The following is a 23280-nucleotide window of genomic DNA, read 5'->3' on the forward strand; positions in this document are numbered from 1 at the left end:
AGTATCTGGAGAGTCTAACGATTGTTCAACTGCTTTTGTTTTAAATTCAATTGAATGACTACGCCTAGTTTTGATTTTCATAACACTTATTCCTTAAATAAGTGTCCACTTTTATAGAGTCGTATCAGGTTCGAGCGACGAGTTGCGTGGAACCACTGCGCTTTAATTGTTCTGTAGGCGAGGCTTTATGCCGCGCACTTTAGTTGCGGGCAACGGGCTTCGGGTAACGGGCCTAGAAACTCGAAGCTCGAAGCTCGAAGCTAAATAACTGAACCTAGTTGGAATATAGGTAAGTACATGGCGACAATTAAGCCACCGACTAATACACCGAGCACTGCCATTATTAACGGCTCAAGTAAGCTAGATAGGCCATCTACCGCGTCATCCACTTCTTGTTCGTAAATAGTGGCAACTTTTGCCAGCATACCATCAAGCGATCCTGACTCTTCTCCAATGGCTACCATTTGTACCACCATATCAGGGAATATTTTTGAGTTGCGCATCGCCCAGTTCATTTGATTACCTGAACTCACCTCGGCTTTTATTTCTAAAATAGCATAACGGTAAACTGCATTGCCTGAGGCACCTGCTGCAGAATCAAGCGCATCGACTAGCGGTACACCGGCAGCAAAGGTGGTCGATAAAGTACGCGCATAGCGTGCTACCGCTGCTTTATTGAGTATCATGCCAATAACTGGGAGCTTTAGAATTGCTCGGTCGGTAGCATCTCTGAGCGCTAAACTTCTGAGTGCAGCTTCTTTATATATGTAGCCAAATGCCATTACAGCAATCAGTATCATCCACCAATAGGTTTGCATAAATTCAGAAATGGCGATGACGAATAAAGTAAAGGCGGGGAGCTCTGCACCAAAGCCGGCAAAAATCTCTTGGAATTGCGGCACTACAAAAATCAATAAGATGGAAGTTACAATTCCAGCAATTACTAATACTGATATTGGATAAAACATAGCTTTTTTAATTTTTGATTTTAGTGCTTCTGATTTTTCTTTATAAAGTGCTACACGATCAAATATTTTATCTAAAGCGCCCGATTGCTCACCTGAAGCCACTAAGTCGCAATATAAATCATCAAAGTAACGAGGATACTTTCTAAGTGCCATTGACAGTGGTTGCCCTGCTTTGACTTCATCGCCTATAGCACCCATGAGTTTGCTGACACTTTTATTGGTAGAACCTGAGCCTATCATCTCAATTGATTGGATCAGTGGTACACCCGCCATGAGCATAGTGGCGATTTGTCGTGTGACGAGTGCAATATCTTTTGGGGTGATTTTTTGTACGCTTTGCAAACCAAATAACGGTTTAGCTTTGCGTTTAACTTTAGAGGGGGTAATGCCTTGTTTACGCAATTGGGCTTTAACAAGCGAAATACTAGAGCCAGAAAGCTCGCCTTCAAGCTTTTTCCCTCGAGCGCTAACACCAACCCACTGAAAGGTATCAAGCCCTTTATCTTCTTGTTTTATTGCCATAGATTATGTTACCTAAGCGTGAGCAAAATTTACTATGAAACTAAAAAACCAAATTATTACTATAAAAAAGCGCTCATATAAGAGCGCTTAGCATAACTTCAAGATCACTCTTTAAGCGTGAGGGCAGCTCTTCGGTGCAAGATCTGTAGCATCGCCTGTTAAACCTGATGTAGCACATGTCCATTCACCTGTGGAAGCTCTTGTCCAAGTAATTACAGCTGAACTTATTTGCGTAGGAGCATTTCTAATTGTACATACAATAGTTGTTGCAGTTGCAGTTATCGCACAATTTTGTGTTGTAGTTTGTTTTATGCTCTTTAAGCTATCAACGTCAGTAATAGATTCTCCATTGTTACTGAGTATTTCAAACTCTGTTTTTGCACCTGTTATTTCAGATAGACCAGCCGTTAACTTTGATGACGCTTGGTAATCCGAATAAGCAGGTAATGCTACCGCTGCTAAAATACCGATGATTGCTACTACAATCATTAATTCAATTAGGGTGAAACCCTTTTGGTTTTGTTGTGTCATTGTTTGCATGTTTCCTCTCCTAAAGGATAATGTTGTGGTAAGCCAAACGGGTATAAGTTTATAAACTGTAACTTATGTTGTTTACTTAACCTGTTACTACAAAAATAAAATCATTTTGCCAAATTTAGTGCTGTGTTTAAGCGGTAAAAATTTTTCCGCGAAGACACGCGCTTTATGGCGGTTATTCGTTAATTTGTCCCTTACTTGAGCATAAACCTAACTATTAAAAGTTAGTTATAACCCGCGTAAGTTACAAGCTAATTATAAAAATAAACCCTATCGCTTATTTTTACTCTGTCCCTTATAAATGCTTTTCCACTCTTTTTAACTAATTAAATATTTAAAACTAGTCAATATGAATGAGTCTAACACTGTTTATTGCGCTTTTGTATGTAAAAACTTTATAAAAAACGCATTAATTTAATAACTTGTTACAAATAGTCCTTTTGGATTATTTAATGCCCTTTTTTAAAAGCTGTCAATCAATTAGCGCAAGAAACTATAAATAGTTTTTACATTATTTACTCAAATCGCATCGATAAATCGATTGATTGTAAATTTTTTGTAAGCGCACCACTTGAGATAAAGTCGACCCCAGCTTGTGAGTAGGCTTTTAGTGTTTCTAGGGTCATATTGCCCGACACTTCAAGTTTTGCGCGCTTATTTGTAATGCTAACTGCTTGGCGTATTTGCTCTGGATTAAAATTATCTAACATAATAATGTCGGCGCCTGCGTTAATGGCTTGCTCTAGCTCATCAAACGATTCAACTTCAACCTCTATAGGTTTATCGGCATGATTTAGCTTAGCTTGAGTAACCGCGTTATTAATTCCTCCACAGGCTGCTATGTGGTTTTCTTTAATTAAAAACGCATCAAACAAACCAATTCGGTGGTTTGCACCGCCGCCACATTTAACTGCATACTTTTGCAGCGCTCTAAGTCCTGGAATAGTTTTACGGGTATCGAGTAGTTGCGTGCTAGTGCCACTTAACTCTTTTACATAGTGCGCTGTAGTTGTGGCCGTACCAGAAAGCGTTTGTACAAAGTTAAGTGCGGTGCGCTCGGCTGTTAAAATAGCGCGAGCAGAACCTGATGCGGTAAATAAAGTGCTATTGGCACTGACAAAGTCGCCGTCGTTCACGCATATATTTACAACCACGCTTGGATCGACTTGCTTGAACACTTCAATGATTAGGTCTTTACCACAAAAGATGCAGTCTTCACGGGTGATCACTTTCGCATTGGCTTGCTCTGCTTGAGGAATAAGCTGTGCGGTAATATCGCCTTGTTCGGCGCTTTGGTAATTTAGATCTTCATCAAGTGCTAAGGTAACAAGTTGACTAATTAGGGTATGCGAAATAGACATGAAAAAGCTCATAATAGATAATAAATTAACTAAATTTTACTCTGTTTAATTACTAAATAGAAGCAGCTAACAACTAAACTAATAAGCCAGCGCTTAATTTACACGTTGATCATATTTTATCGTTTAGTATTACGCTATCTTTATAGGGTTAAATCTATTAGCATCTTGATATACATCAATTTTGGTTAGTTATGAAAATAGATTCTTTAGGCGTTATAAATAATATTAGCCAGCGGGCGTGTAGCCACTTTGACGAGCGACCTGCTCAGTGCGATATTTCGCTGTTGGTTATTCATAATATTTCATTGCCCGCAGGGCAGTTTAACACTCCGTACGTTGATGATTTATTTATGGGGTGTATTGATTGTAATGCACATTCTAGCTTTAGTGACCTAGAGGGGCTTAAGGTGTCAGCGCATTGTTTTATTAAGCGCTGCGGCGAAGTTATACAGTATGTGCCTTTTGAAAAACGTGCATGGCATGCGGGGCGCTCCTGCTTTGCTGGGCAACAAAATTGTAATGATTTTAGTATAGGTATAGAGCTTGAAGGCACAGATACAATTAACTATACCGATGCGCAATATCAAAGTTTAGCTGCATTGGCGCAGGCTATTATGCAGCGTTACCCAAAAATAACAGCCAGTAATATAGTAGGGCACTGCGATATTGCCCCTGGGCGAAAAACCGACCCTGGAGAGAGTTTTAACTGGCGTAAATTTTTTAACCTAATTAAATAACTAGGGTCTGTTGACCTTTCAAGGTTGAATTTGCAGCAGTCTGTTTGGTATTTAGGCAAGGCAGCGCCTATGTGGTGTGGTTATTCCCCATAAATAGGCGATAACGTAGCATCAATGCCAAACAGGCGCTGCCCTTCGGGTTCTGCCTAGGGACGATTTACTCTTTAGTTGCTCGGTTTTGACTTAGCCCACTAGGTTACAAACCTCGCGCCGCGATTAAATCGCCCCTAGTTTGAACAAATTATAATCCGCAAAGGTCAACAGACCCTAAATTAAGCGAGTAACAACATGATTTTGGTTTCAATAATAATTGCACTGATACTTGAGCGTTTAGGTGCTCGCTCTGCGCATTGGCAAATGAGTTATTACGCTAATGGCTACTTAACTCGCTCTGTTAATTTATTGACCAATAAAGGTTTATTTGGCACAGCTACGGGGTTTTTAATTTGGCTATTCCTGCCTGTGATTGCTGTTGGGTGTGTGTATTTTTTATCTGACTTTGTACTTTGGCAACTTGTTTTTAATGTGGCAGTGTTATTGGTGTGCTTTGGTTGTGCTAAACAGCGTGCTTTGTATAAGTCGTACCTCAATGCATTAACTCGAGGTGATCAAACTGCAGCTACCTTATACGCTTTGCAATTAGGGCAAAAACGCACCCAAGAGCAACAAGGCGGCGAAACCTTAGGGCAAACGCTGGCCTGGGTTAACTTTCGATTTTATTGTGCGGTTATATTTTGGTTTGTGGTATTGGGCGTTGCTGGTGCTGTTTTTTATGCATTAGTGCGTACCTTTGCCGACTTAGTGAGTGATAACCGTGATGAAGTCATTGCTAAGCATTTTAAACTCCTCCACCGTTTACTATTTTGGCTTGATTGGCTCCCTGCGCGTATTACCAGTTTTGGCTATTTAGTGATTGGTAACTTTAATAAAGGGACTAGCTGTTGGTTACATTACGTGTTTGACTTTTCAAGTCCTAATCGCAAGGTGGTTACTTATACGGCGCTAGCGGCTGAACAAGTTGAAGAGCGCTACTATGGTTGCACCTTTGAAGCCACCTGTATGATCAAACTGGTTAAGCGAAATGTACTTTTTTACTTAGTGTTAATTGCCTTGATGACTTTATTTGGTGGTTTAAGTTAAAGAGCAGGGATTAGGCTTTAGATTCTAGGCACTAGGGTTTACTTTTGCTTCTCATTTACTCTCATTGTCTTCTCTTTGTGTAATAGTTTTTAAGTAATTTATTTACCACAGAGAATGCAGAGTACACAGAGTAAGTGACAATGAATGGTTTTTCCCTCTTTGGAACGCGTAGCGTCTCTGTGCCCTCTGCGGTTCAAAAAATAAATATATTTGGTGCCTAGAGTTTTAGGTTCTAGGCAGAGATTAAGCTAAGCATAGTGTTGGGTTAATCGTAGGCGGGGCTTTATGCCGCGCGCTTTACGCTTTTTTGTGACGGGCTTCGAGTTGCGGGCTTAAAACCTTTAACCTAAACATGCGCGAGGTAAACTCCCGCCTACAATGTAAAAACATGTTTGCAAATTACTCTACGTTTTATCTTATTGCCGAACCCCGAACCCCGAACCCCGAACCCCGAACCCGAAAATTCAAATTAGCTGGTCTGACCATTTGTTTTTCATCTTATTAACCTTTCTTTATCCTCTGCATTCTGTGTATTATTTGAACTTTGTTTAAATTACGTTACGCTGGCCTTAGGGCTTTAAAACTGCTGTAAATTGACAGTAATTACGGTTTTTGATAACGTATGGCAAAATTTGGTATGACCAATTTACCTTTTGGTCAGGTCATTCGGTTAAAAGCCTTATTTAATGGGCTGCTAGCACTTATACAACGCGGACGTTGATTGATGTCTTTAAAAATTAAAGCGGCAAAATTATCTGATGTTATTTTACAACAACTTGAGAACATGATTCTTGAGGGGTCGTTAGCACCAGGAGAAAAGTTACCACCGGAGCGTGAACTCGCCAAGCAATTTGAAGTGTCGCGTCCGTCGTTGCGTGAAGCCATTCAAAAGCTTGAGGCAAAAGGGCTTGTAACCCGTCGTCAAGGTGGTGGAACGTATGTAAAAAATCAATTGGAGGAGGGGCTGACTGATCCGTTGTTTGATTTGATCAGTAAACACCCCGAATCGCAATTTGATTTATTAGAATTTCGTCATGCGCTAGAGGGAATTGCGGCTTATTACGCAGCACTTCGCGGAACAAGTAACGATTTTGCAAAAGTAAAACAGAGCTTTGATCAGATTGCATTAGCTAAAGATGAATTAAAGCAAAAAGCCAAAGCGATTAATGACTTTCATTTTTGCATTGCTGAGGCGTCTCATAACGTAGTGTTACTGCATTTAGTAAGAGGGATGCAAAGCTTACTTGAGCAGAATGTTTTACAAAATTTAACGGTGTTACTTAAAAAGTCAGATATAAGCAGCCAATTAGCCGAGCATAGACGCTTATTAATGGATGCAGTGATTGACGGTAATCCTGAACAAGCTCGCTTAGCGAGTAATGCGCATTTAGCCTATATTGAAGAAGCATTGCTTGAAGCGGGTAAAGAGCACTCGCGAATTGAACGTAGTTTGAGACGCACCAAACAAAATTAAGCAAGTACATTCACTGTTAACTTGATTCAACAGTGAAGTATTCAATACATAAAATTAGTATTTTAAACATAAGGAAACCTCCATATGTCTGAAGTCAATAAAATTGACGTAGACGCGCTAGAAACACAAGAGTGGTTACAAGCTCTTGAATCAGTTGTGCGCGAAGAAGGTGTTGAACGAGCTCAGTTTTTACTTGAGCAAGTGTTAGAGCAAGCCCGCTTAGACGGTGTTGATATGCCAACTGGCATTAACACAAACTACGTTAATACGATCCCGGTTGATCAAGAACCTGCTTACCCAGGTGATGTAAATCTTGAGCGCCGTATTCGTTCAATTATTCGTTGGAACGCGATTATGATTGTATTGCGTGCATCGAAAAAAGATCTCGACTTAGGCGGCCATATGGCGTCTTACCAATCGTCTGCTGCATTTTATGAAGTATGTTTTAACCATTTCTTCAAAGCGCCAAATGATGTTGATGGTGGCGATTTAGTTTATTACCAAGGTCATATTTCTCCGGGTATTTATGCGCGTGCATTTGTTGAAGGGCGTTTAAGTGCCGAACAGCTTGATAATTTCCGTCAGGAAGTAGATGGTAAAGGCTTACCTTCTTACCCTCACCCTAAATTAATGCCGGAGTTTTGGCAGTTCCCAACGGTATCTATGGGCTTAGGTCCAATTTCTTCAATTTACCAAGCACGTTTCTTAAAATACTTAGATGGCCGTGGCTTAAAAGACACTAAAAACCAACGTGTATACGCGTTTTTAGGTGACGGTGAAATGGATGAGCCAGAATCACGTGGTGCTATCTCTTTCGCTGCACGTGAAAAGCTAGACAACTTATGTTACTTAGTTAACTGTAACCTACAGCGCTTAGATGGCCCTGTAATGGGTAACGGTAAAATCATTCAAGAGCTAGAAGGGCTATTTAAAGGCGCTGGCTGGAATGTTATTAAACTTGTTTGGGGCAGCGGTTGGGATATTCTCCTTGCTAAAGACACCACAGGTAAATTACTGCAACTAATGAACGAAACTGTTGATGGCGATTACCAAACATATAAAGCAAAAGATGGTGCGTACGTACGTGAGCACTTCTTTGGTCGTTACCCTGAAACTGCAGCATTAGTTGCTGATATGACGGATGACGAAATTTTTGCGCTTAAGCGTGGTGGTCACGAATCTTCAAAACTTTATGCCGCATTTAAAAAGGCAGAAGAGACGAAAGGTCGTCCAACAGTGATCCTAGCTAAAACTGTAAAAGGTTACGGCATGGGTGAAGCAGCTGAAGGTAAAAACATTGCGCACCAAGTTAAGAAAATGGATATGTCGCATGTGGCTCACTTACGCTCACGCTTGGGCTTAGATGATTTAGTATCAGAAGAGCAATTAAAAGAGCTACCTTACTTAGAGCTTGAAAAAGATTCACCTGAGTACAAGTATTTACATGCTCGTCGTGATGCATTACAAGGTTACACACCAACACGTATTGCTAAGTTCTCTGAAAAGTTACAGTTGCCAGAAGTTGACGCATTCAAGCCATTACTTGAAGAACAAAAGCGTGATATTTCAACGACTATGGGCTTTGTTCGTGCTCTTAATATTTTATTAAAAGATAAAGGCATTGGTAAAAACATCGTGCCTATTATTGCCGATGAAGCACGTACCTTTGGTATGGAAGGTTTATTCCGTCAAATCGGTATTTACAACCCACACGGCCAAAACTACACGCCTCAAGACCGTGACATCGTTTCTTACTACAAAGAAGCAACGTCAGGACAAGTACTACAAGAAGGTATTAATGAGCTAGGTGCAATGTCGTCATGGGTTGCTGCTGCAACATCTTACAGCACCAACGACTTACCGATGATTCCATTCTACATTTACTACTCTATGTTTGGTTTCCAACGTGTTGGTGACATGGCGTGGATGGCAGGGGATCAACAAGCACGTGGCTTCTTATTAGGTGCTACGGCGGGTCGTACAACGCTAAATGGCGAAGGCTTACAGCACGAAGATGGCCACAGCCACATTCTTGCAAACACGGTACCTAACTGTATTTCTTACGATCCTACTTATGCATTTGAAGTAGCGGTTATTGTGCAAGACGGTATTCGTCGTATGTACGGTGAAGATCAAGAAAACATTTACTACTACCTAACGTTAATGAACGAGAACTACCATCAGCCAGCAATGCCAGAAGGCGCTGAGGAAGGTATTCGTAAAGGTATCTATAAGCTAGAAAGCTACGAAGGTAAAAAAGCCAACGTACAGCTATTAAGCTCAGGTACTATCATGACTGAAGTGCGTAAAGCGGCGGCAATTTTAAGCGAAGATTATGGTATTGCATCTGATGTTTACTCTGTAACTTCATTTAATGAACTTACGCGTGATGGACAAGATGTTGAGCGTTTCAACATGCTTAATCCAGAAAGCGAGCAAAAAACAGCTTACATTACAAGCGTATTAAACGATTCAGTCACTGTTGCTGCAACGGATTACATGAAAAACTACGCAGAGCAAGCACGTTCATTTATCCCAAGCAGTAACTACAAAGTATTGGGTACAGATGGTTACGGTCGTTCAGACAGCCGTGAAAACCTACGTCGTCACTTTGAAGTTAACGCAAGCTACGTGGTAGTTGCGACATTATCTGAACTTGCTAAACGTGGTGAAGTTGAAAAGTCAGTGGTTGTTGAAGCAATTAAAAAGTTCAACATCGACACTAACAAACTTAATCCACTGTACGCATAAGAGGTTTGCAATGAGTATTGAAATTAAAGTACCTGATATCGGTGGCGATGAAGTAGAAGTAACCGAAATACTAGTGAGCGTTGGCGATAAAGTTGAAGTTGACCAATCACTATTAAGTGTTGAAGGCGATAAAGCTGCGATGGAAGTACCTGCTGAACAAGCGGGTACGGTAAAAGAAATTAAAGTAAATGTGGGCGATACAGTAACCACAGGCAGTTTAGTGTTCATCTTTGAAGGTGAAGCGCAAAACCCTGCTGCTGACTCTAAAGAAGCTGAAAAAACCGAGGAAGCAGCACCGGCTGCGTCATCGGGCTCGTCAACCAAAGAAGTGACTGTGCCAGATATTGGCGATGATGAAGTTGAAGTGACTGAAGTGATGGTTGCGGTTGGCGATAGCGTAGAAGAAGAGCAATCTATCTTAAACGTTGAAGGCGATAAAGCCGCCATGGAAGTACCTGCACCCTTTGCTGGCACTGTAAAAGAAATTAAAGTAAATACTGGTGACAAAGTGAAAACGGGCTCATTAGTGTTTGTTTTTGAAGTCGCTGGTGGTGGTAACGAAACTGCACCTGCAAGTGATTCAAAAACGCAAGAGAAGCCTGCTGAAAAAGCTGCTTCATCTAAAGCGTCAGAATCAAGCACAAAAGAAGTTAGCGTACCGGATATTGGTGATGACGAAGTTGAAGTAACCGAAGTCATGGTTGCGGTTGGCGATAGCGTAGAAGAAGAGCAATCTATCTTAAACGTTGAGGGCGATAAAGCTGCTATGGAAGTACCGGCGCCGTTTGCTGGTACTGTAAAAGAAATTAAAGTAGCGACTGGCGATAAAGTTAAAACGGGTTCCCTGATTTTTGTATTTGAAGTGGCGGGTAGTGCACCAAGTGACGCGCCTGCAAAACAAGACGAGCCAAAGGCTGAATCTAAGCCAGCGGCTCAAGCAGAGTCAAAACCAACTGCTGCGCCTGAAAAAGCAAGTGCCGAAAGCTTTGAAAACAACAGCGCTTATGCTCATGCATCGCCAGTTGTTCGTCGTTTAGCACGTGAGTTTGGTATTAACCTTGCGAACGTAAAAGGCACAGGTCGTAAAAACCGTGTTGTTAAAGAAGACGTGCAAAACTATGTTAAGCAACTGGTTAAGCAAGTTGAATCTGGTCAAGTACCTGCAGCTAAAGGCAATGCCGGTGGCGGTGAGCTTGGATTAATTCCGTGGCCAAAAGTTGATTTTGCTAAGTTTGGTGAAATTGAAGAGAAAAAACTCTCTCGTATTCAAAAGCTATCAGGTAAAAACTTACACCGTAACTGGGTGCAAATCCCACATGTTACCCAGTTTGATGAAGCGGATATCACGAGCCTTGAGCAGTTCCGTAAAGAGCAAAACGCGCTTAACGAGAAGAAAAAGCTAGGTGTTAAAATTACGCCACTCGTGTTTGTAATGAAAGCAGCAGCTAAAGCATTAGCTGAGTTCCCAACATTTAACTCATCACTTTCTGAGGATGGCGAAAGCTTAATCCTTAAAAAGTACATCAACATTGGTGTAGCGGTTGATACGCCTAATGGCTTGGTTGTGCCAGTATTTAAAGATGTTGATAAAAAAGGCATTATTGAACTCTCTCGTGAACTAATGGAAGTATCTGTTAAAGCGCGTGATGGCAAGTTAAGTTCATCAGATATGCAAGGTGGTTGTTTTACTATTTCAAGCCTAGGTGGTATTGGCGGTACGGCATTTACGCCGATTGTGAATGCACCAGAGGTGGCTATTTTAGGTGTGTCTAAATCTGAAATGAAGCCTAAGTGGAATGGTAAAGAGTTTGAGCCTAAGCTAATGGTTCCACTTTCAATGTCTTACGACCATAGAGTGATTGACGGTGCACTTGCTGCACGCTTTACTGTTACTCTTGCAAGTTACATGAGTGATATACGCCAGTTAGTGATGTGATCACTACAGAGTGAGTAAAATCAAATCCCAGCCAGTTGTTTTTAGCTGGGATTTTTATCATTTGCAATGATACAATATTTGCACAAATGCCCTTTTCTGCCTTGCAGAAACATGGCAGTTAAATTTTGGGGCTGTGTCCCGTTCAAACAATAAAGGTAATAGCATGAGCAACGAATTAAAAACTCAAGTTGTTGTACTAGGCGGTGGTCCTGGTGGTTACTCTGCGGCTTTTCGCGCTGCTGACTTGGGCTTAGAAGTTACATTAGTAGAATCTCGCGAGACATTAGGCGGTGTATGTCTTAATGTTGGTTGTATTCCTTCTAAAGCACTTTTACACGTAGCTAAAGTGATTGATGATGCTGCAGAAATGTCATCTCACGGCGTTACTTTTGGCGCACCAAAAATTGACTTAGATGAAGTTCGTTCTTGGAAAGAGTCTGTTGTTGGCCAGCTTACAGGTGGCTTAGACGGTATGGCTAAAATGCGTAAAGTAAAAGTTGTATCTGGTTACGGTAAATTTACTGGTAGCAACACTTTAGACGTTGAAGGCGCTGACGGTAAAACAACCATTACCTTTGATAACGCAATTATTGCTGCGGGTTCTAAACCTGTAAACTTACCTTTCATCCCAGAAGATGATCGCGTTATTGATTCAACGGGTGCGCTAGAGCTTAAAGATGTTCCTGAAAAACTACTTGTTTTAGGTGGTGGTATTATCGGTCTAGAAATGGGTACGGTTTATCGTGCACTAGGTTCTGCAATTGACGTTGTAGAATTTGCTGACCAACTTGTACCTGCTGCTGATAAAGACATCATTAAAATTTACCAAAAGCATGTTAAAGACAAGTTTAACGTGATGCTTTCAACTAAAGTAACTGGCGTTGAAGCAAAAGACGACGGTTTATATGTTACTTTTGAAGGCAAAAATGCACCAGCAGAGCCAGTTCGTTACGACAAAGTACTTGTTGCTGTAGGTCGTACACCAAATGGTAACATGTTAGACGCTGATAAAGCGGGTGTGAATGTTGATGAGCGTGGTTTTATTAACGTTGATAAGCAATTACGTACTAACGTAGAACATATTTTTGCAATTGGTGACTTAGTGGGTCAGCCTATGCTTGCGCATAAAGCAGTTCATGAAGGTCATGTTGCTGCTGAAGTTATCTCTGGTCAAAAACATTACTTTGATCCTAAGTGTATTCCTTCAATTGCTTACACTGACCCTGAAATTGCATGGGTGGGTGTAACTGAAAAAGAAGCCAAAGAGCAAGGTTTAAGCATTGAAACAGCAGTATTTCCTTGGGCTGCATCGGGTCGTGCAATTGCCTCTTCACGTACTGAAGGTTCTACTAAGCTTATTTTTGATAAAGAGAGCGGCCGTATTATCGGTGGTGCTATGATTGGTATTAACGCAGGCGAAATGCTGGGCGAAATCGGTCTAGGTATTGAAATGGGTGCAGATGGTGAAGACCTAGCGCTAACAATTCATGCTCACCCAACATTGAACGAATCAATCGGCCTTGCAGCTGAAATTTTTGAAGGTTCAATCACTGATTTACCAAACAAAAAAGCAGTTAAAAAGAAGAAGTAATTTAACTTTTTAATTTAGTTTTTAAAAACCCAGCTTTTGCTGGGTTTTTGTTTTTATAGCCGCCAATTCAAAAATAGATAAAACAAAACTAGCTTTTGTTGGTATCGTTTTTTATTTTGAGCTGATAGCTGATAGCTGATAGCTGATAGCTGATAGCTGATAGCTGATAGCTGATAGCTGATAGCTGATAGCTGATAGCTGATAGCTGATAGCTGATAGCTGATAGCTGATATCTATTCCTTTTTATTTTAGCTACAATGCGCAGCCATCAATTTATAGGTAATAAACCACAGTGACTCAAGGTTTCAAAAATTCAGTTTTAGCGTTACGTGCCCAGCAAATAAGTGAATCTCGACGCGAGTTTAATGCCCGGGGCGGTAAGATGGACCGCTGTGAGCAATGCTTAATTGCAAAGCATTACTGTATTTGTGAGGGCGCTGAGTACGCAAGTTGCGACGCTGCGGTTTGTTTACTGATGTATCATAATGAAAGTTTTAAACCGTCTAATACAGGGCGTTTAATTGCTGAAATAGTCCCTGACAATTATGCGTTTCGCTGGGATAGAACCTCCCCAGATCCTGCTTTATTAGCATTATTGAATAATGATAAATATCAGCCTTTTGTGATTTTTCCTGCAGAAGATGTTGAAACAGATAGAGTAGTAACGCAAGTAGAGCCTGTTGCAGGTAAAACGCCTTTATTTATATTCTTAGATGGTACATGGCGTGAAGCTAAAAAAATGATCCGCAAAAGTCCTTATCTAGATAATTTGCCCGTGCTTTCTATTACCGCACAAAAGCTCTCAGATTACCGATTACGTGTAGCACCCCATGCTCACCAGTTAGGTACGGCAGAAGTGGCTATTATGGTATTGGCATTGGCTGGTGAAGTTGATGCGAGTACTAAATTAGAACAGCATTTTATCAAATTTCGCGACGCCTATTTGCTCGGTAAGCGCAACAAAGGCAGGCCGGAATAAACTGCAAGATGTTGATACGAAAAGGCTGGATTTAATGTTTGTTCATAGTTTGAATGTATATAATCTTGGCTGACCGCTGACCGCTGACCGCTGACCGCTGACCGCTGACCGCTGACCGCTGATTTTCAGGCAAAAGAAAAGCGCGAACCATCTCTAGTCGCGCTTGCGGAATCTTCTAACTTTGTTGCATCCTGCAATTGAACCTAATCAACTCCAATTTTTACGATCCGTGTTATTACAATATTACTTTCTAGTTCTATGTAATATAGGCTATCCGGGCCTGTCTCCATAAATCCCTAAAACATCCTGTAAGGTAAAATCTATTACCAATCCTTATTGCACATCCGAGTGCATTCCTTTTGCTACCATTCCGTTGTGTTGCCCTAAGGCCTGTCCGTTTTATTCCCTATCCTTTAGCAACAACTTTTCCGTGTTGTTATCCATTACGCATCATCCTGATGCTATCCCTTATGCAACATTCCATTGCGATACTCATCCTGAGCCTGTCCTTAAATCCCTGTTATCCTAAAAACCAAACCTTGGTATTCGAGTAGTTAGTCCGTTTCCATTTACTCGGTAAGCGTCGTTGCTTATTTATGGGTTAATTATAGAGAGTGATTTGCAGTAAATGTAGGATAAAACCGCTTATGGTTTAGGTTCTTACAAATGAAATATTTTTAAATTATATAAAATACAATAACTTGCTATGTTTTTGGGGTGTTGAACAGAGTGTTTTTACTCATTAGCTGTCATAAGCGTAAGAGATGTCTTACAAGGGTTTTCTTTTTTGGGCGTATTTATCACGAAGTGATTATATAAAGTGTGCACTTTTTAGTTCATCGCGGTAAAATTAATGATAATAATTATTAGTTAGGTAAGACAATATGAAAAAAACACTCGCGCTTGTTGTTGGGTTAATTGCCTCAGCACCGGCTGTTGCAACCGATGTTGTGAATATTTACTCATTTCGACAACCTTTTTTAATTAAACCTATTTTAGACGATTTTACACAGCAAACGGGCATTAAAACCAATGTGGTGTTTGCTAAAAAAGGCTTAATAGAACGTGTTAAGCGTGAAGGTAAACACAGCAAAGCCGATTTAGTTTTAACCTCAAACTTTAGTGCTTTAATTCAATTAGAAGAGCTAAATCTTACGCAAACCATAGAAAGCGAGCTGGTTAATAATAATGTCCCGGCGGCATTTCGTGATGGCGATGGTCAGTGGGTGGCGCTCACTAAGCGCGTGCGTAATGTTTACTCTTCAAAAGAGCGTTTAGGCGCATTGCCTAACCTTACCTACGAAGCGCTTGCTGAGCCGCAATACAAAGGACAAATTTGTACTCGCTCTGGCAAACACCCATATAACTTAGGCCTTGTGGCTTCTATGATTGCTCATCATGGTGAAGCACAGACGAAAACATGGCTTGAGGGTGTAAAAGCTAATTTAGCGCGTAAACCTCAAGGTAACGATCGAGCGCAAGTTAAAGCGGTTAAAGAAGGTTTATGTAATTTAGCCTTAGGTAATAGTTATTACTTGGGCAAAATGCTGCAAGACGAAGCACAAAAACCATGGGCTGAAGCCGTTCATATTAACTTTCCAAATCAAACTGACCGAGGATCACATATAAATGTATCGGGTGCGGTTATTACTAAGTATGCTAAAAACCCTGAAAATGCCTTGAAACTCATAGAGTATATGACAGACAATAAGGCGCAAAATATGTATGCCTCGCTCAATATGGAGTATCCGGTTAAGCCAGGTGTGAAACTTTCTAGTTTGGTTGCATCATGGGGAAGCTTTAAGGAAGACAGCTTACCGCTTGATGAAATTAGCAAATATCGTCCGTTAGCCCTTAAGCTAATTGATGAGGTGAAGTTCGATCTTTAATGACTTATAAATTTCAGCTGTCAAAATGGCAGCTTATTGCGTGGTCGACGGGGTTATTGCTGTCGACCCCGTTGTTTTTCCTACTATTAGAATCTTTACAAGGCGACTCAGAGGTATTTACCCACCTGTGGAATACCGTACTGTGGGACTATATAAGCAATACCGTATTACTGGTTTTAGGTGTAGGGCTGCTTAGTTGCGCCATTGCATTGCCGCTGGGTTGGTTAACCGCTTATTGCCGTTTTCCTGGTAAAAAACAATTTGAATGGGCATTGATGCTGCCTCTTGCCATGCCTACTTATATTATTGCTTATGTGTACACTGATTTACTCGATTATGCGGGGCCGGTACAAATAACTCTAAGAGAGTGGTTTGGTTGGCAGTCGCCAAGTGATTACTGGTTTTTTGATATACGCACCTTACCAGGGGCTATTGTTATGATTGCGCTGGTACTCTACCCGTATTTATATTTAATTTTTAAAACTGCACTGCGAGAACAATCTTTTAAGTTAGTCCAAGCCAGTCAGTTAATGGGGCTAAATGCATGGAAAAGCTTTTTTAAAGTCAGCCTTGTATTATCCCGCGGTGCCATTGTAGCGGCACTTGCTTTGATCAGCATGGAAACCATGGCTGATTTTGCCACCGTAAGCTATTTTGCTGTCAGTACATTAACCACTGCCGTATACGATACCTGGTTTGGCTATTATTCATTAACTGCAGCAGCAAAAATTTCAGGGGTGATGTTGTTATTGCTGTTCTTAGCATTGATCACCGAGCGTTTTAGCCGTCGTAACCAAGCGGTATTTGAGCGTCAATCGAGCGTGAACAGCGAGGCGCTTTATATCCTCAAAGGCAAGTCTGCGTGGCTAGCAACGGGGTTTTGTAGCTTTATTTTAATTATTTCGTTTATTATTCCGATGGTTGTATTGCTCAAATATGCAGTTATGTATTTTGATCAAGCGTGGAATAGTGAGTTTTTTAGCTATGCATGGCAAAGTTTAAAAGTGGCGGCTGTAGTCAGTGTGGTGACTATTATACTGAGTGTTTTAGTGGTGTTTTATCAGCGCATTGCTAAACAAACAAATCCATTAATACCCGGGCGTTTGGCCAGTACGGGCTATGCGTTACCCGGCACAGTATTAGCGATAGCGGTATTGTTGCCACTCACCCTATTAGAAAATACTATCAACCGCACTTTAGTTCCTTATGATTTAGATATTGGTTTATTACTTACTGGCAGCTTACTCACTATTATTTTTGCTTATATAGTGCGGTTTTACGCCGTTGCACACGGAGCTATTGAGTCGAGCTTTTCACGCATTAGTCCCTCCCTTGATATGGCAAGCCAGTCAATGGGAAAAAGCCAAGGGCGCACATTACGCTTAGTGCACTTACCTTTATTACGCCGAGGCTTATTAACCGCCGGTTTATTGGTCTTTATCGAGTGTATGAAAGAGCTACCCGCAGCTTTGTTGTTAAGGCCTTTTGATTTTGAAAGCTTAGCAACTCATGTGTTTCAGTATGTAAGCGATGAACAATTAGAGCTGGCCTCTATATCGGCTTTGTTTATTGTGGTGGTGGGGTTTATTCCGTTATATTTTATTAACCGTTCAATGGAGCAACGTAGCTAAATGAGTAGTTTGATTTTACAAGGCGTGAGCTATGCATATAACGGGACTAAGGTGATAGATAATTTAGATTTAACCTTAGGTAAAGACGAAATAGTGTGTTTGCTCGGAGCCAGTGGCTGCGGTAAAACCACCACACTAAAAGCCATTGCAGGATTAATTGAAGCCAAACAAGGGCAGGTATTTATTGATGGTAAGCTAGTCAGTGATGCTAATACGTTTGTTTCACCTGAGCACCGTAATATTGGCATGATGTTTCAAGACTATGCGTTATTTCCGCATTTAACGGTGGCTAATAATATTGCGTTTGGGCTAAGTGGCATGAGCAAAGCAGATAAACACGCACGCGTAAGTGAAATGCTAAAGCTGGTACACTTGGTAGGCTGCGCCGATAGATTCCCTCATCAACTCTCTGGTGGGCAACAGCAGCGAGTAGCGATTGCACGCGCATTAGCATATAAACCTAGCTTACTGTTACTTGACGAGCCATTTTCTAATATTGATACCCAAGTACGATTTGAGTTAATTGCCGACATTAGGCGCATTATTAAGGCGCAGCAAGTATCGGCTGTGTTTGTTACTCACTCAAAAGAAGAGGCGTTTGCTTTTTCAGATACACTTGCGGTTATGCACCAAGGCAAAATTGCGCAGCAAGGTACGCCAGAACAGCTTTTTGCTAAACCACGTTCAAAGGAGGTTGCAGAGTTTCTGGGTCAGGGCATATACTTAAGCGCAACCGTATTAACCGCCACTGAATATCAAACGCAGTTTGGGGTGGTTGAATCAATACAGCCACAGCAGCATGGCGTGGCCGATAAGGGCGTTATTTATGTGCGTCCGCATCAACTTGAACTTGTTAGTAATAACGATACTCAACAGCAACCTGAGCGGGTTAGTATATTAAGTAGTCGCTTTATTGGCTCTGCTTATGTATACACTGTGGTTATTGCTGAGCAAGAAATAGAAGTTGCAGCCCAGTATGGCCAGTCATTTGAAATTAATGAACAGGTTATAATAAAAATAAAACCGCACACGGTGAATTTTTTTGAATCGTAATTAATCGCTGTGTTTTGCTCTAAAAAGTAAGGAATAACAATGGCGCAAGCGCAATCAGGGATTTGTGCTGAAGCAAACTTACACGGTTTGCACTTATTTTTTAATGTACTTGATGGTCACGACGAATCACTTCGCGCTAAGCTTAAAAAAGTGAGCGATATTGAAGATGAGTTTAGTGATCAATTCTCTGAATCTATGCTTTCTTGTATGGTCGCCATTGGCGCGCAATATTGGCCACACATTCTGCCCGATTATATGCCAAGCGAGCTGCAAAGCTTTCCTAATATTACCCATAGCGATTTTGTGATGAGTGCAAGGCCTTGCGATTTATTTGTGCAAATCCGCTCAGACAGAGAAGATGTGAACCACCTGTTTGCATTGCAAATATTAAAACTTTTCAACCCTGATGTTGAGCTGGTGGAGCAAATTCGTAATTTTCGTTTTCTAGATGGCCGTGATTTTAATGGTTTTATTTATGCCGGTGATACACCGCATGGTCGTCAAAAACGGGTTACGGCCCTCGTTAATAAGCCTGATAGCTTTGAAGATCAAGGCAGCTATATTCATGTTCAGCGCTATAAGCATGACTTAACGTTATGGCAGCACTTGTCGTTGCAAGAACAAGAACAAATAATGGGGCGTACTCGTCTCGACAATACCCTAATAAGCCCCGCACTTGAAAGCAGCCATGCAACCCGAAGTGAATTAAAAGATGAACAGGGGCAAGCATTATTACTAAATCAAAGTATGCCTTATGGCGACGTGTATGAGCAGGGGATGTTAATGATTACGTGCTCGGCTAAAGGGGATGCGTTCGAGAAAGTACTCAATAGCCGATTAGGGCAGGGGGAGTATTACGACCATTGGCTTGATTTTACTCAAGCAGATATGGGCTCTGCGTTTTTTGCACCCTCAGTGCGATTTCTAAAGCAGCTATAAAACAAGCCAGTAACGGCTACGTATTAGTATAGCCGTAACAGTGATAACCGAACGAGTTTAAACCGTATCAAACAAAATACGCACACGCTCTAGTGTGAGGTCTATTTCTGATACTTTCGCTGGCGCAATAAAAATAGTGTCATCGCCGGCAATTGTTCCTAATACGCCATCTGCTTTACCTAATGAGTCAAGTAAACGGGCAATTAGCTGCGCAGCGCCTGGGCTGGTGCGAATAATAATCATCATTTCGTTATGCATAATGTCAATAACTAACTGGCGTAACGGGCTTTTAGCGGTTGGTACACCCATTTCGGCAGGTAAACAGTACACCATTTCTTGTTTTGCATTGCGGGTGCGTACCGCGCCAAACTTACTTAACATCCGCGACACTTTACTTTGGCTAATATTATCAAAGCCTTGTTCTTTTAATGCGTCAACTATTTCGCCTTGTGAGCCAAAATTCTCTTCTTTTAAAAGTGCTTTAAAGGCTTTTACCAATGCTTCTTGTTTGTCTTGTGGTTGCATAGTGTCTAATTAGTTATGTTGTCGATACTGCAAATTCTACACAAAAATGCATATTTATGCAGCAGTTGTTTAGGTTTTGCTGCGTTTAAACAGCAAAGTTTACAACTATGGTCGAAAATATAGCTAAAATAGGCAGGATAAATTTGTTTTTAGTCGCTAATTTCTTTATCTTATAAACCACAAATATTTCCTTCCTCAAATCACGGAGAATTCCAATGAAAGTTGCTGTATTAGGTGCTGCAGGTGGTATCGGTCAAGCGTTGTCTTTATTATTAAAAACAGGCTTACCAGCTGGTTCAGAATTATCACTATATGATGTTGCGCCAGTAGTTCCTGGTGTTGCTGTTGACCTTTCTCATATCCCAACAGATGTAAAAGTTGAAGGTTTTGGTGCAGATGCACTAGATAAAGCATTAACAGGTTGTGATATTGTTTTAATCCCAGCGGGTATGCCACGTAAGCCAGGTATGGATCGTGCAGATTTATTTAATGTTAACGCCGGTATCATTAAAACATTAGCAGAAGGTATTGTTGCTAACTGCCCTAAAGCGCTTGTAGGTATTATCACTAATCCTGTTAATGGAACTGTACCGATTGTTGCTGAAGTATTCAAAAAAGCAGGTACTTACGATGCTAAGCGTGTATTTGGTATTACAACACTTGATGTTATCCGTTCTGAAGCGTTTATTGCTGAACTTAAAGGCGTAGACGTAGCAAGTGTTAAAGTACCAGTGATTGGTGGCCACTCAGGCACAACCATTCTACCGTTACTTTCTCAAGTTGAAGGTGTTACTTTCACTGATGAAGAAGTAGCTACACTAACTCCTCGTATCCAAAACGCAGGTACTGAAGTAGTTAATGCTAAAGCGGGCGGTGGTTCTGCAACATTATCTATGGGTGCTGCTGCAGCACGTTTTTGTATGTCTTTAGTTAAAGGCTTACAAGGTGAAGACGTTGTAGATTATGCATACGTTGCTGTTGAAAATGGCGATGCAGAGTACTTTGCACACCCAGTACGTTTAGGCAAAAATGGCGTAGAAGAAATTCTTTCTTACGGCACTTTAAGCGCATTTGAAGAGCAAGCTAAAAATGACATGCTTGAAACGCTGAAAAAAGATATCAAAGAAGGTGTTGATTTTATGGCGTAATAGCCAAAATTAACCCATAAAAAAGCCTGCATTTGCAGGCTTTTTTATTGCTCGGAATTATCTACACAGTATTACTTAGTGGTCGCGGTCAACCCTTAGTGGTCGCGGTCAACCGCTATTCTAGCTAAACTAATTAGTGCTTGCTTATAACTCGACTCAGCTAAGCAATCTAAACAGGCAATTGCTTTATTAGCTTCTTGCTCGGCTTTTTCCATTGTGAACTCAAGGGCATTGGTATGTTTAAGTGCAGCCAGTATCTCGTCAAGGTGCTCCATACCATTACAGTGCTCAATAGCGTCTCTTATTAACTGTGTTTGATGCTCACTACCGTGTTGCATTGCATATATAAGAGGTAACGTCGGCTTACCTTCAGCTAAATCGTCGCCAATGTTTTTACCAAGTTGGTCGGCATCAGCGTTGTAATCTAAAACATCATCCACTAACTGAAAAGCAGTACCTAAATGCATGCCATACAAATTAAGTGCCTCTAGTACAGTATCGTCTTGCTCAGTAATAATGGCCGCAAGACCCGTCGCTGCTTCAAATAGCTTGGCGGTTTTAGAATAAATAACCTGCATATAACTGGCTTCAGTGGTATCAGGGTCGTTGCAGTTCATTAATTGCAGCACTTCACCTTCAGCAATAATGTTGGTTGCATCAGCCAGTACTTGCATTATTTGCATTTTACCAAGACCCACCATTAGCTGAAACGAGCGGGTGTAAATAAAATCACCCACCAGTACGCTAGCAGCATTACCAAACTCAGCATTTGCTGTAGGTGTGCCACGGCGCAAATTAGATTCATCTACAACATCATCATGTAAAAGCGTTGCGGTATGAATAAATTCAATGATAGTTGCTAGCGTAATGTGATCTTTGCCTTGATAACCTAGCGCTTTAGCCGCCAAAATAGCCAACATAGGGCGAACACGTTTGCCACCGCTGTTAACAATATACAAACCAAGTTGATTAACTAACGCCACATCTGAGCGCATTTGCGCATGTATTAGTTGATTGACGTCATTCATATCGCTTTCGATTAACGCCTGGATAGCTTTTATATCCATTGATCTCCGAGCCAATTTTAATGTGTGAACGGCGCAGATTGTACAACAAAAAATGCATTAGCTCGATATTTTGTGATGATTCCTTAAAAAAACACCCTTAAGTAGGTTAAATGACCTATTAACCTTGTGAATAATTGATTAAACACCCTGGTTTAATTTTGAATCACCCTTGGCGGTTAATTGAACTACATAGGCTCGCTTTGCTCTTGCTAATTTATTTTCTGTAACCGTTAAAAAGCGCTTGGCAAAGGGGGATTTTAATATAAAATAGAGGAAATATTGAATTGCTCTCAATGCAGCTACTTTTTATTCATTTAATTACAAAAAGAGGCTTGCTAGTTTTTACGCATTAGCGTAAACTTCGCGCCCTATTGAAGAATATTTTAGTTGCGTCGATTTGAGGGCGCACAGACGGAGTTAATTATGTACGCGGTTTTCCAAAGTGGTGGTAAACAGCACCGTGTGACTGAAGGTCAAACAATTCGTCTTGAGAAATTAGACGTTGAAACTGGTGCAGCAGTTGAATTTGATTCAGTACTTTTAGTTGCTGATGGTGAGAAGATCGAGATTGGTGTACCGTTCGTAAACGGTGGTAAAGTAACAGCTGAGGTTGTTTCACACGGTCGCGGTGAGAAGATTAAGGTTGTTAAATTTAGACGCCGTAAGCATTCTCGTAAGCAAATGGGCCATCGTCAATGGTTCACAGAAGTTAAAATCACTGGCATTAGCGCTTAATTAGAGGTACTTAGAAATGGCACATAAAAAAGCAGCTGGTAGTACTCGTAACGGTCGCGATTCAGAAAGCAAACGCCTAGGTGTTAAGCGTTTTGGTGGCGAATCAGTTCTAGCGGGTAGCATCATTGTTCGTCAGCGTGGAACTCGTTTCCACCCAGGCGCAAACGTAGGTATCGGTAAAGACCACACTATCTTCGCAAAAGCAGATGGTAAAGTTCAGTTTGAACAAAAAGGTCCTTTAAACCGTAAATACGTAACTATCGTAGCTGAGTAATCAGTAAGGTAGTTAAAAAACCC

At 41.0% G+C, this 23280-nt stretch carries 19 protein-coding genes; 14 read left to right on the top strand and 5 right to left on the bottom strand.

The genetic code is table 11. The features are described 5' to 3' along the window. Positions 1-260 precede the first annotated feature (260 nt). The 3 genes from QL986_RS16020 to nadC form a co-directional block, all read right to left on the bottom strand. On the bottom strand, positions 261-1490 hold the full coding sequence (locus tag QL986_RS16020; protein ID WP_290191703.1) for a type II secretion system F family protein: 1230 nt from the start codon (positions 1488-1490) through the stop codon (positions 261-263). A gap of 111 nt (positions 1491-1601) precedes the next feature. After that, positions 1602-2030, bottom strand: a complete 429-nt coding sequence (locus tag QL986_RS16025; RefSeq protein WP_290191704.1) for a pilin — start codon at positions 2028-2030, stop codon at positions 1602-1604. Between the two features lie 512 nt (positions 2031-2542). Next, positions 2543-3388 (bottom strand): carboxylating nicotinate-nucleotide diphosphorylase, encoded by an 846-nt coding sequence (gene nadC, locus QL986_RS16030; protein WP_290191705.1) that lies wholly within the window; start codon positions 3386-3388, stop codon positions 2543-2545. A 191-nt stretch (positions 3389-3579) separates the two neighbouring features. Here nadC and ampD point away from each other — a divergent pair, with 191 nt between their 5' ends. The 11 genes from ampD (at position 3580) to QL986_RS16085 (ending at position 19508) form a co-directional block, all read left to right on the top strand. Continuing rightward, a complete protein-coding gene (gene ampD, locus QL986_RS16035) occupies positions 3580-4125 on the top strand; it encodes a 1,6-anhydro-N-acetylmuramyl-L-alanine amidase AmpD (RefSeq protein WP_290191706.1) in 546 nt (181 codons plus the stop codon). 288 nt (positions 4126-4413) lie between these two features. Continuing rightward, positions 4414-5265 carry a beta-lactamase regulator AmpE gene (gene ampE / locus QL986_RS16040; RefSeq protein WP_290191707.1) on the top strand — a complete coding sequence of 284 codons (852 nt, stop codon included), beginning with the start codon at positions 4414-4416 and terminating at the stop codon, positions 5263-5265. A gap of 724 nt (positions 5266-5989) precedes the next feature. Then, positions 5990-6739, top strand: a complete 750-nt coding sequence (gene pdhR, locus QL986_RS16045) for a pyruvate dehydrogenase complex transcriptional repressor PdhR (RefSeq protein ID WP_008114937.1) — start codon at positions 5990-5992, stop codon at positions 6737-6739. Between the two features lie 84 nt (positions 6740-6823). After that, on the top strand, positions 6824-9490 hold the full coding sequence (aceE, locus tag QL986_RS16050; protein WP_013465930.1) for a pyruvate dehydrogenase (acetyl-transferring), homodimeric type: 2667 nt from the start codon (positions 6824-6826) through the stop codon (positions 9488-9490). Positions 9491-9500: 10 nt separating this feature from the next. Further along, positions 9501-11426 carry a pyruvate dehydrogenase complex dihydrolipoyllysine-residue acetyltransferase gene (aceF, locus tag QL986_RS16055; protein WP_090493727.1) on the top strand — a complete coding sequence of 642 codons (1926 nt, stop codon included), beginning with the start codon at positions 9501-9503 and terminating at the stop codon, positions 11424-11426. Positions 11427-11589: 163 nt separating this feature from the next. Next, the gene (gene lpdA / locus QL986_RS16060; protein WP_290187404.1) at positions 11590-13017 is read left to right on the top strand and encodes a dihydrolipoyl dehydrogenase; all 1428 of its coding nucleotides are present in this window, start codon (positions 11590-11592) and stop codon (positions 13015-13017) included. 292 nt (positions 13018-13309) lie between these two features. Beyond that, positions 13310-13996, top strand: coding sequence for a DTW domain-containing protein (locus tag QL986_RS16065; protein ID WP_033103968.1), 687 nt, complete (start codon positions 13310-13312; stop codon positions 13994-13996). Between the two features lie 884 nt (positions 13997-14880). Next, positions 14881-15885, top strand: a complete 1005-nt coding sequence (locus QL986_RS16070) for a Fe(3+) ABC transporter substrate-binding protein (protein ID WP_013465926.1) — start codon at positions 14881-14883, stop codon at positions 15883-15885. Beyond that, complete coding sequence (locus QL986_RS16075; RefSeq protein WP_290187392.1) at positions 15885-17516, top strand: iron ABC transporter permease; 1632 nt, start codon at positions 15885-15887, stop codon at positions 17514-17516. The genes QL986_RS16070 and QL986_RS16075 overlap by 1 nt, the downstream gene beginning before the upstream one ends. Next, complete coding sequence (locus tag QL986_RS16080) at positions 17517-18569, top strand: ABC transporter ATP-binding protein (protein ID WP_033103971.1); 1053 nt, start codon at positions 17517-17519, stop codon at positions 18567-18569. A 39-nt stretch (positions 18570-18608) separates the two neighbouring features. After that, positions 18609-19508, top strand: a complete 900-nt coding sequence (locus QL986_RS16085) for a Dyp-type peroxidase (RefSeq protein ID WP_013465923.1) — start codon at positions 18609-18611, stop codon at positions 19506-19508. A gap of 57 nt (positions 19509-19565) precedes the next feature. On the opposite strand, the gene argR is transcribed toward QL986_RS16085, so the two are convergent. Beyond that, positions 19566-20033 carry a transcriptional regulator ArgR gene (gene argR, locus QL986_RS16090; protein ID WP_008114955.1) on the bottom strand — a complete coding sequence of 156 codons (468 nt, stop codon included), beginning with the start codon at positions 20031-20033 and terminating at the stop codon, positions 19566-19568. Positions 20034-20248: 215 nt separating this feature from the next. Here argR and mdh point away from each other — a divergent pair, with 215 nt between their 5' ends. Continuing rightward, positions 20249-21181: a malate dehydrogenase gene (mdh, locus tag QL986_RS16095; protein ID WP_013465922.1), complete on the top strand. Its 933-nt coding sequence runs from the start codon at positions 20249-20251 to the stop codon at positions 21179-21181. 95 nt (positions 21182-21276) lie between these two features. On the opposite strand, the gene ispB is transcribed toward mdh, so the two are convergent. Next, positions 21277-22248, bottom strand: coding sequence for an octaprenyl diphosphate synthase (gene ispB, locus QL986_RS16100; protein WP_138686861.1), 972 nt, complete (start codon positions 22246-22248; stop codon positions 21277-21279). A gap of 423 nt (positions 22249-22671) precedes the next feature. On the opposite strand from ispB, the gene rplU reads away from it, so the two are divergent. Beyond that, on the top strand, positions 22672-22983 hold the full coding sequence (gene rplU, locus QL986_RS16105) for a 50S ribosomal protein L21 (RefSeq protein ID WP_004587921.1): 312 nt from the start codon (positions 22672-22674) through the stop codon (positions 22981-22983). A 16-nt stretch (positions 22984-22999) separates the two neighbouring features. Then, entirely contained in the window at positions 23000-23257 is a 258-nt protein-coding gene (rpmA, locus tag QL986_RS16110; protein WP_008114963.1) for a 50S ribosomal protein L27, read from the top strand. Positions 23258-23280 lie beyond the last annotated feature (23 nt).

It is taken from the genome of Pseudoalteromonas sp. APC 3250, assembly GCF_030407915.1.
In the GTDB taxonomy this organism is placed as follows: Bacteria; Pseudomonadota; Gammaproteobacteria; order Enterobacterales; family Alteromonadaceae; genus Pseudoalteromonas; species Pseudoalteromonas tetraodonis.

What these genes read in the sequence shown, in the direction of transcription:
- rplU (WP_004587921.1), top strand. Translation starts at nt 22,672, where the DNA reads ATGTACGCGGTTTTCCAAAGTGGTGGTAAACAGCACCGTGTGACTGAA.
- QL986_RS16025 (WP_290191704.1), bottom strand. Translation starts at nt 2,030, where the DNA reads ATGCAAACAATGACACAACAAAACCAAAAGGGTTTCACCCTAATTGAA.
- QL986_RS16080 (WP_033103971.1), top strand. Translation starts at nt 17,517, where the DNA reads ATGAGTAGTTTGATTTTACAAGGCGTGAGCTATGCATATAACGGGACT.
- aceF (WP_090493727.1), top strand. Translation starts at nt 9,501, where the DNA reads ATGAGTATTGAAATTAAAGTACCTGATATCGGTGGCGATGAAGTAGAA.
- pdhR (WP_008114937.1), top strand. Translation starts at nt 5,990, where the DNA reads ATGTCTTTAAAAATTAAAGCGGCAAAATTATCTGATGTTATTTTACAA.
- ampD (WP_290191706.1), top strand. Translation starts at nt 3,580, where the DNA reads ATGAAAATAGATTCTTTAGGCGTTATAAATAATATTAGCCAGCGGGCG.
- aceE (WP_013465930.1), top strand. Translation starts at nt 6,824, where the DNA reads ATGTCTGAAGTCAATAAAATTGACGTAGACGCGCTAGAAACACAAGAG.
- argR (WP_008114955.1), bottom strand. Translation starts at nt 20,033, where the DNA reads ATGCAACCACAAGACAAACAAGAAGCATTGGTAAAAGCCTTTAAAGCA.
- QL986_RS16070 (WP_013465926.1), top strand. Translation starts at nt 14,881, where the DNA reads ATGAAAAAAACACTCGCGCTTGTTGTTGGGTTAATTGCCTCAGCACCG.
- lpdA (WP_290187404.1), top strand. Translation starts at nt 11,590, where the DNA reads ATGAGCAACGAATTAAAAACTCAAGTTGTTGTACTAGGCGGTGGTCCT.
- rpmA (WP_008114963.1), top strand. Translation starts at nt 23,000, where the DNA reads ATGGCACATAAAAAAGCAGCTGGTAGTACTCGTAACGGTCGCGATTCA.
- mdh (WP_013465922.1), top strand. Translation starts at nt 20,249, where the DNA reads ATGAAAGTTGCTGTATTAGGTGCTGCAGGTGGTATCGGTCAAGCGTTG.
- nadC (WP_290191705.1), bottom strand. Translation starts at nt 3,388, where the DNA reads ATGTCTATTTCGCATACCCTAATTAGTCAACTTGTTACCTTAGCACTT.
- ampE (WP_290191707.1), top strand. Translation starts at nt 4,414, where the DNA reads ATGATTTTGGTTTCAATAATAATTGCACTGATACTTGAGCGTTTAGGT.
- QL986_RS16020 (WP_290191703.1), bottom strand. Translation starts at nt 1,490, where the DNA reads ATGGCAATAAAACAAGAAGATAAAGGGCTTGATACCTTTCAGTGGGTT.
- ispB (WP_138686861.1), bottom strand. Translation starts at nt 22,248, where the DNA reads ATGGATATAAAAGCTATCCAGGCGTTAATCGAAAGCGATATGAATGAC.
- QL986_RS16075 (WP_290187392.1), top strand. Translation starts at nt 15,885, where the DNA reads ATGACTTATAAATTTCAGCTGTCAAAATGGCAGCTTATTGCGTGGTCG.
- QL986_RS16085 (WP_013465923.1), top strand. Translation starts at nt 18,609, where the DNA reads ATGGCGCAAGCGCAATCAGGGATTTGTGCTGAAGCAAACTTACACGGT.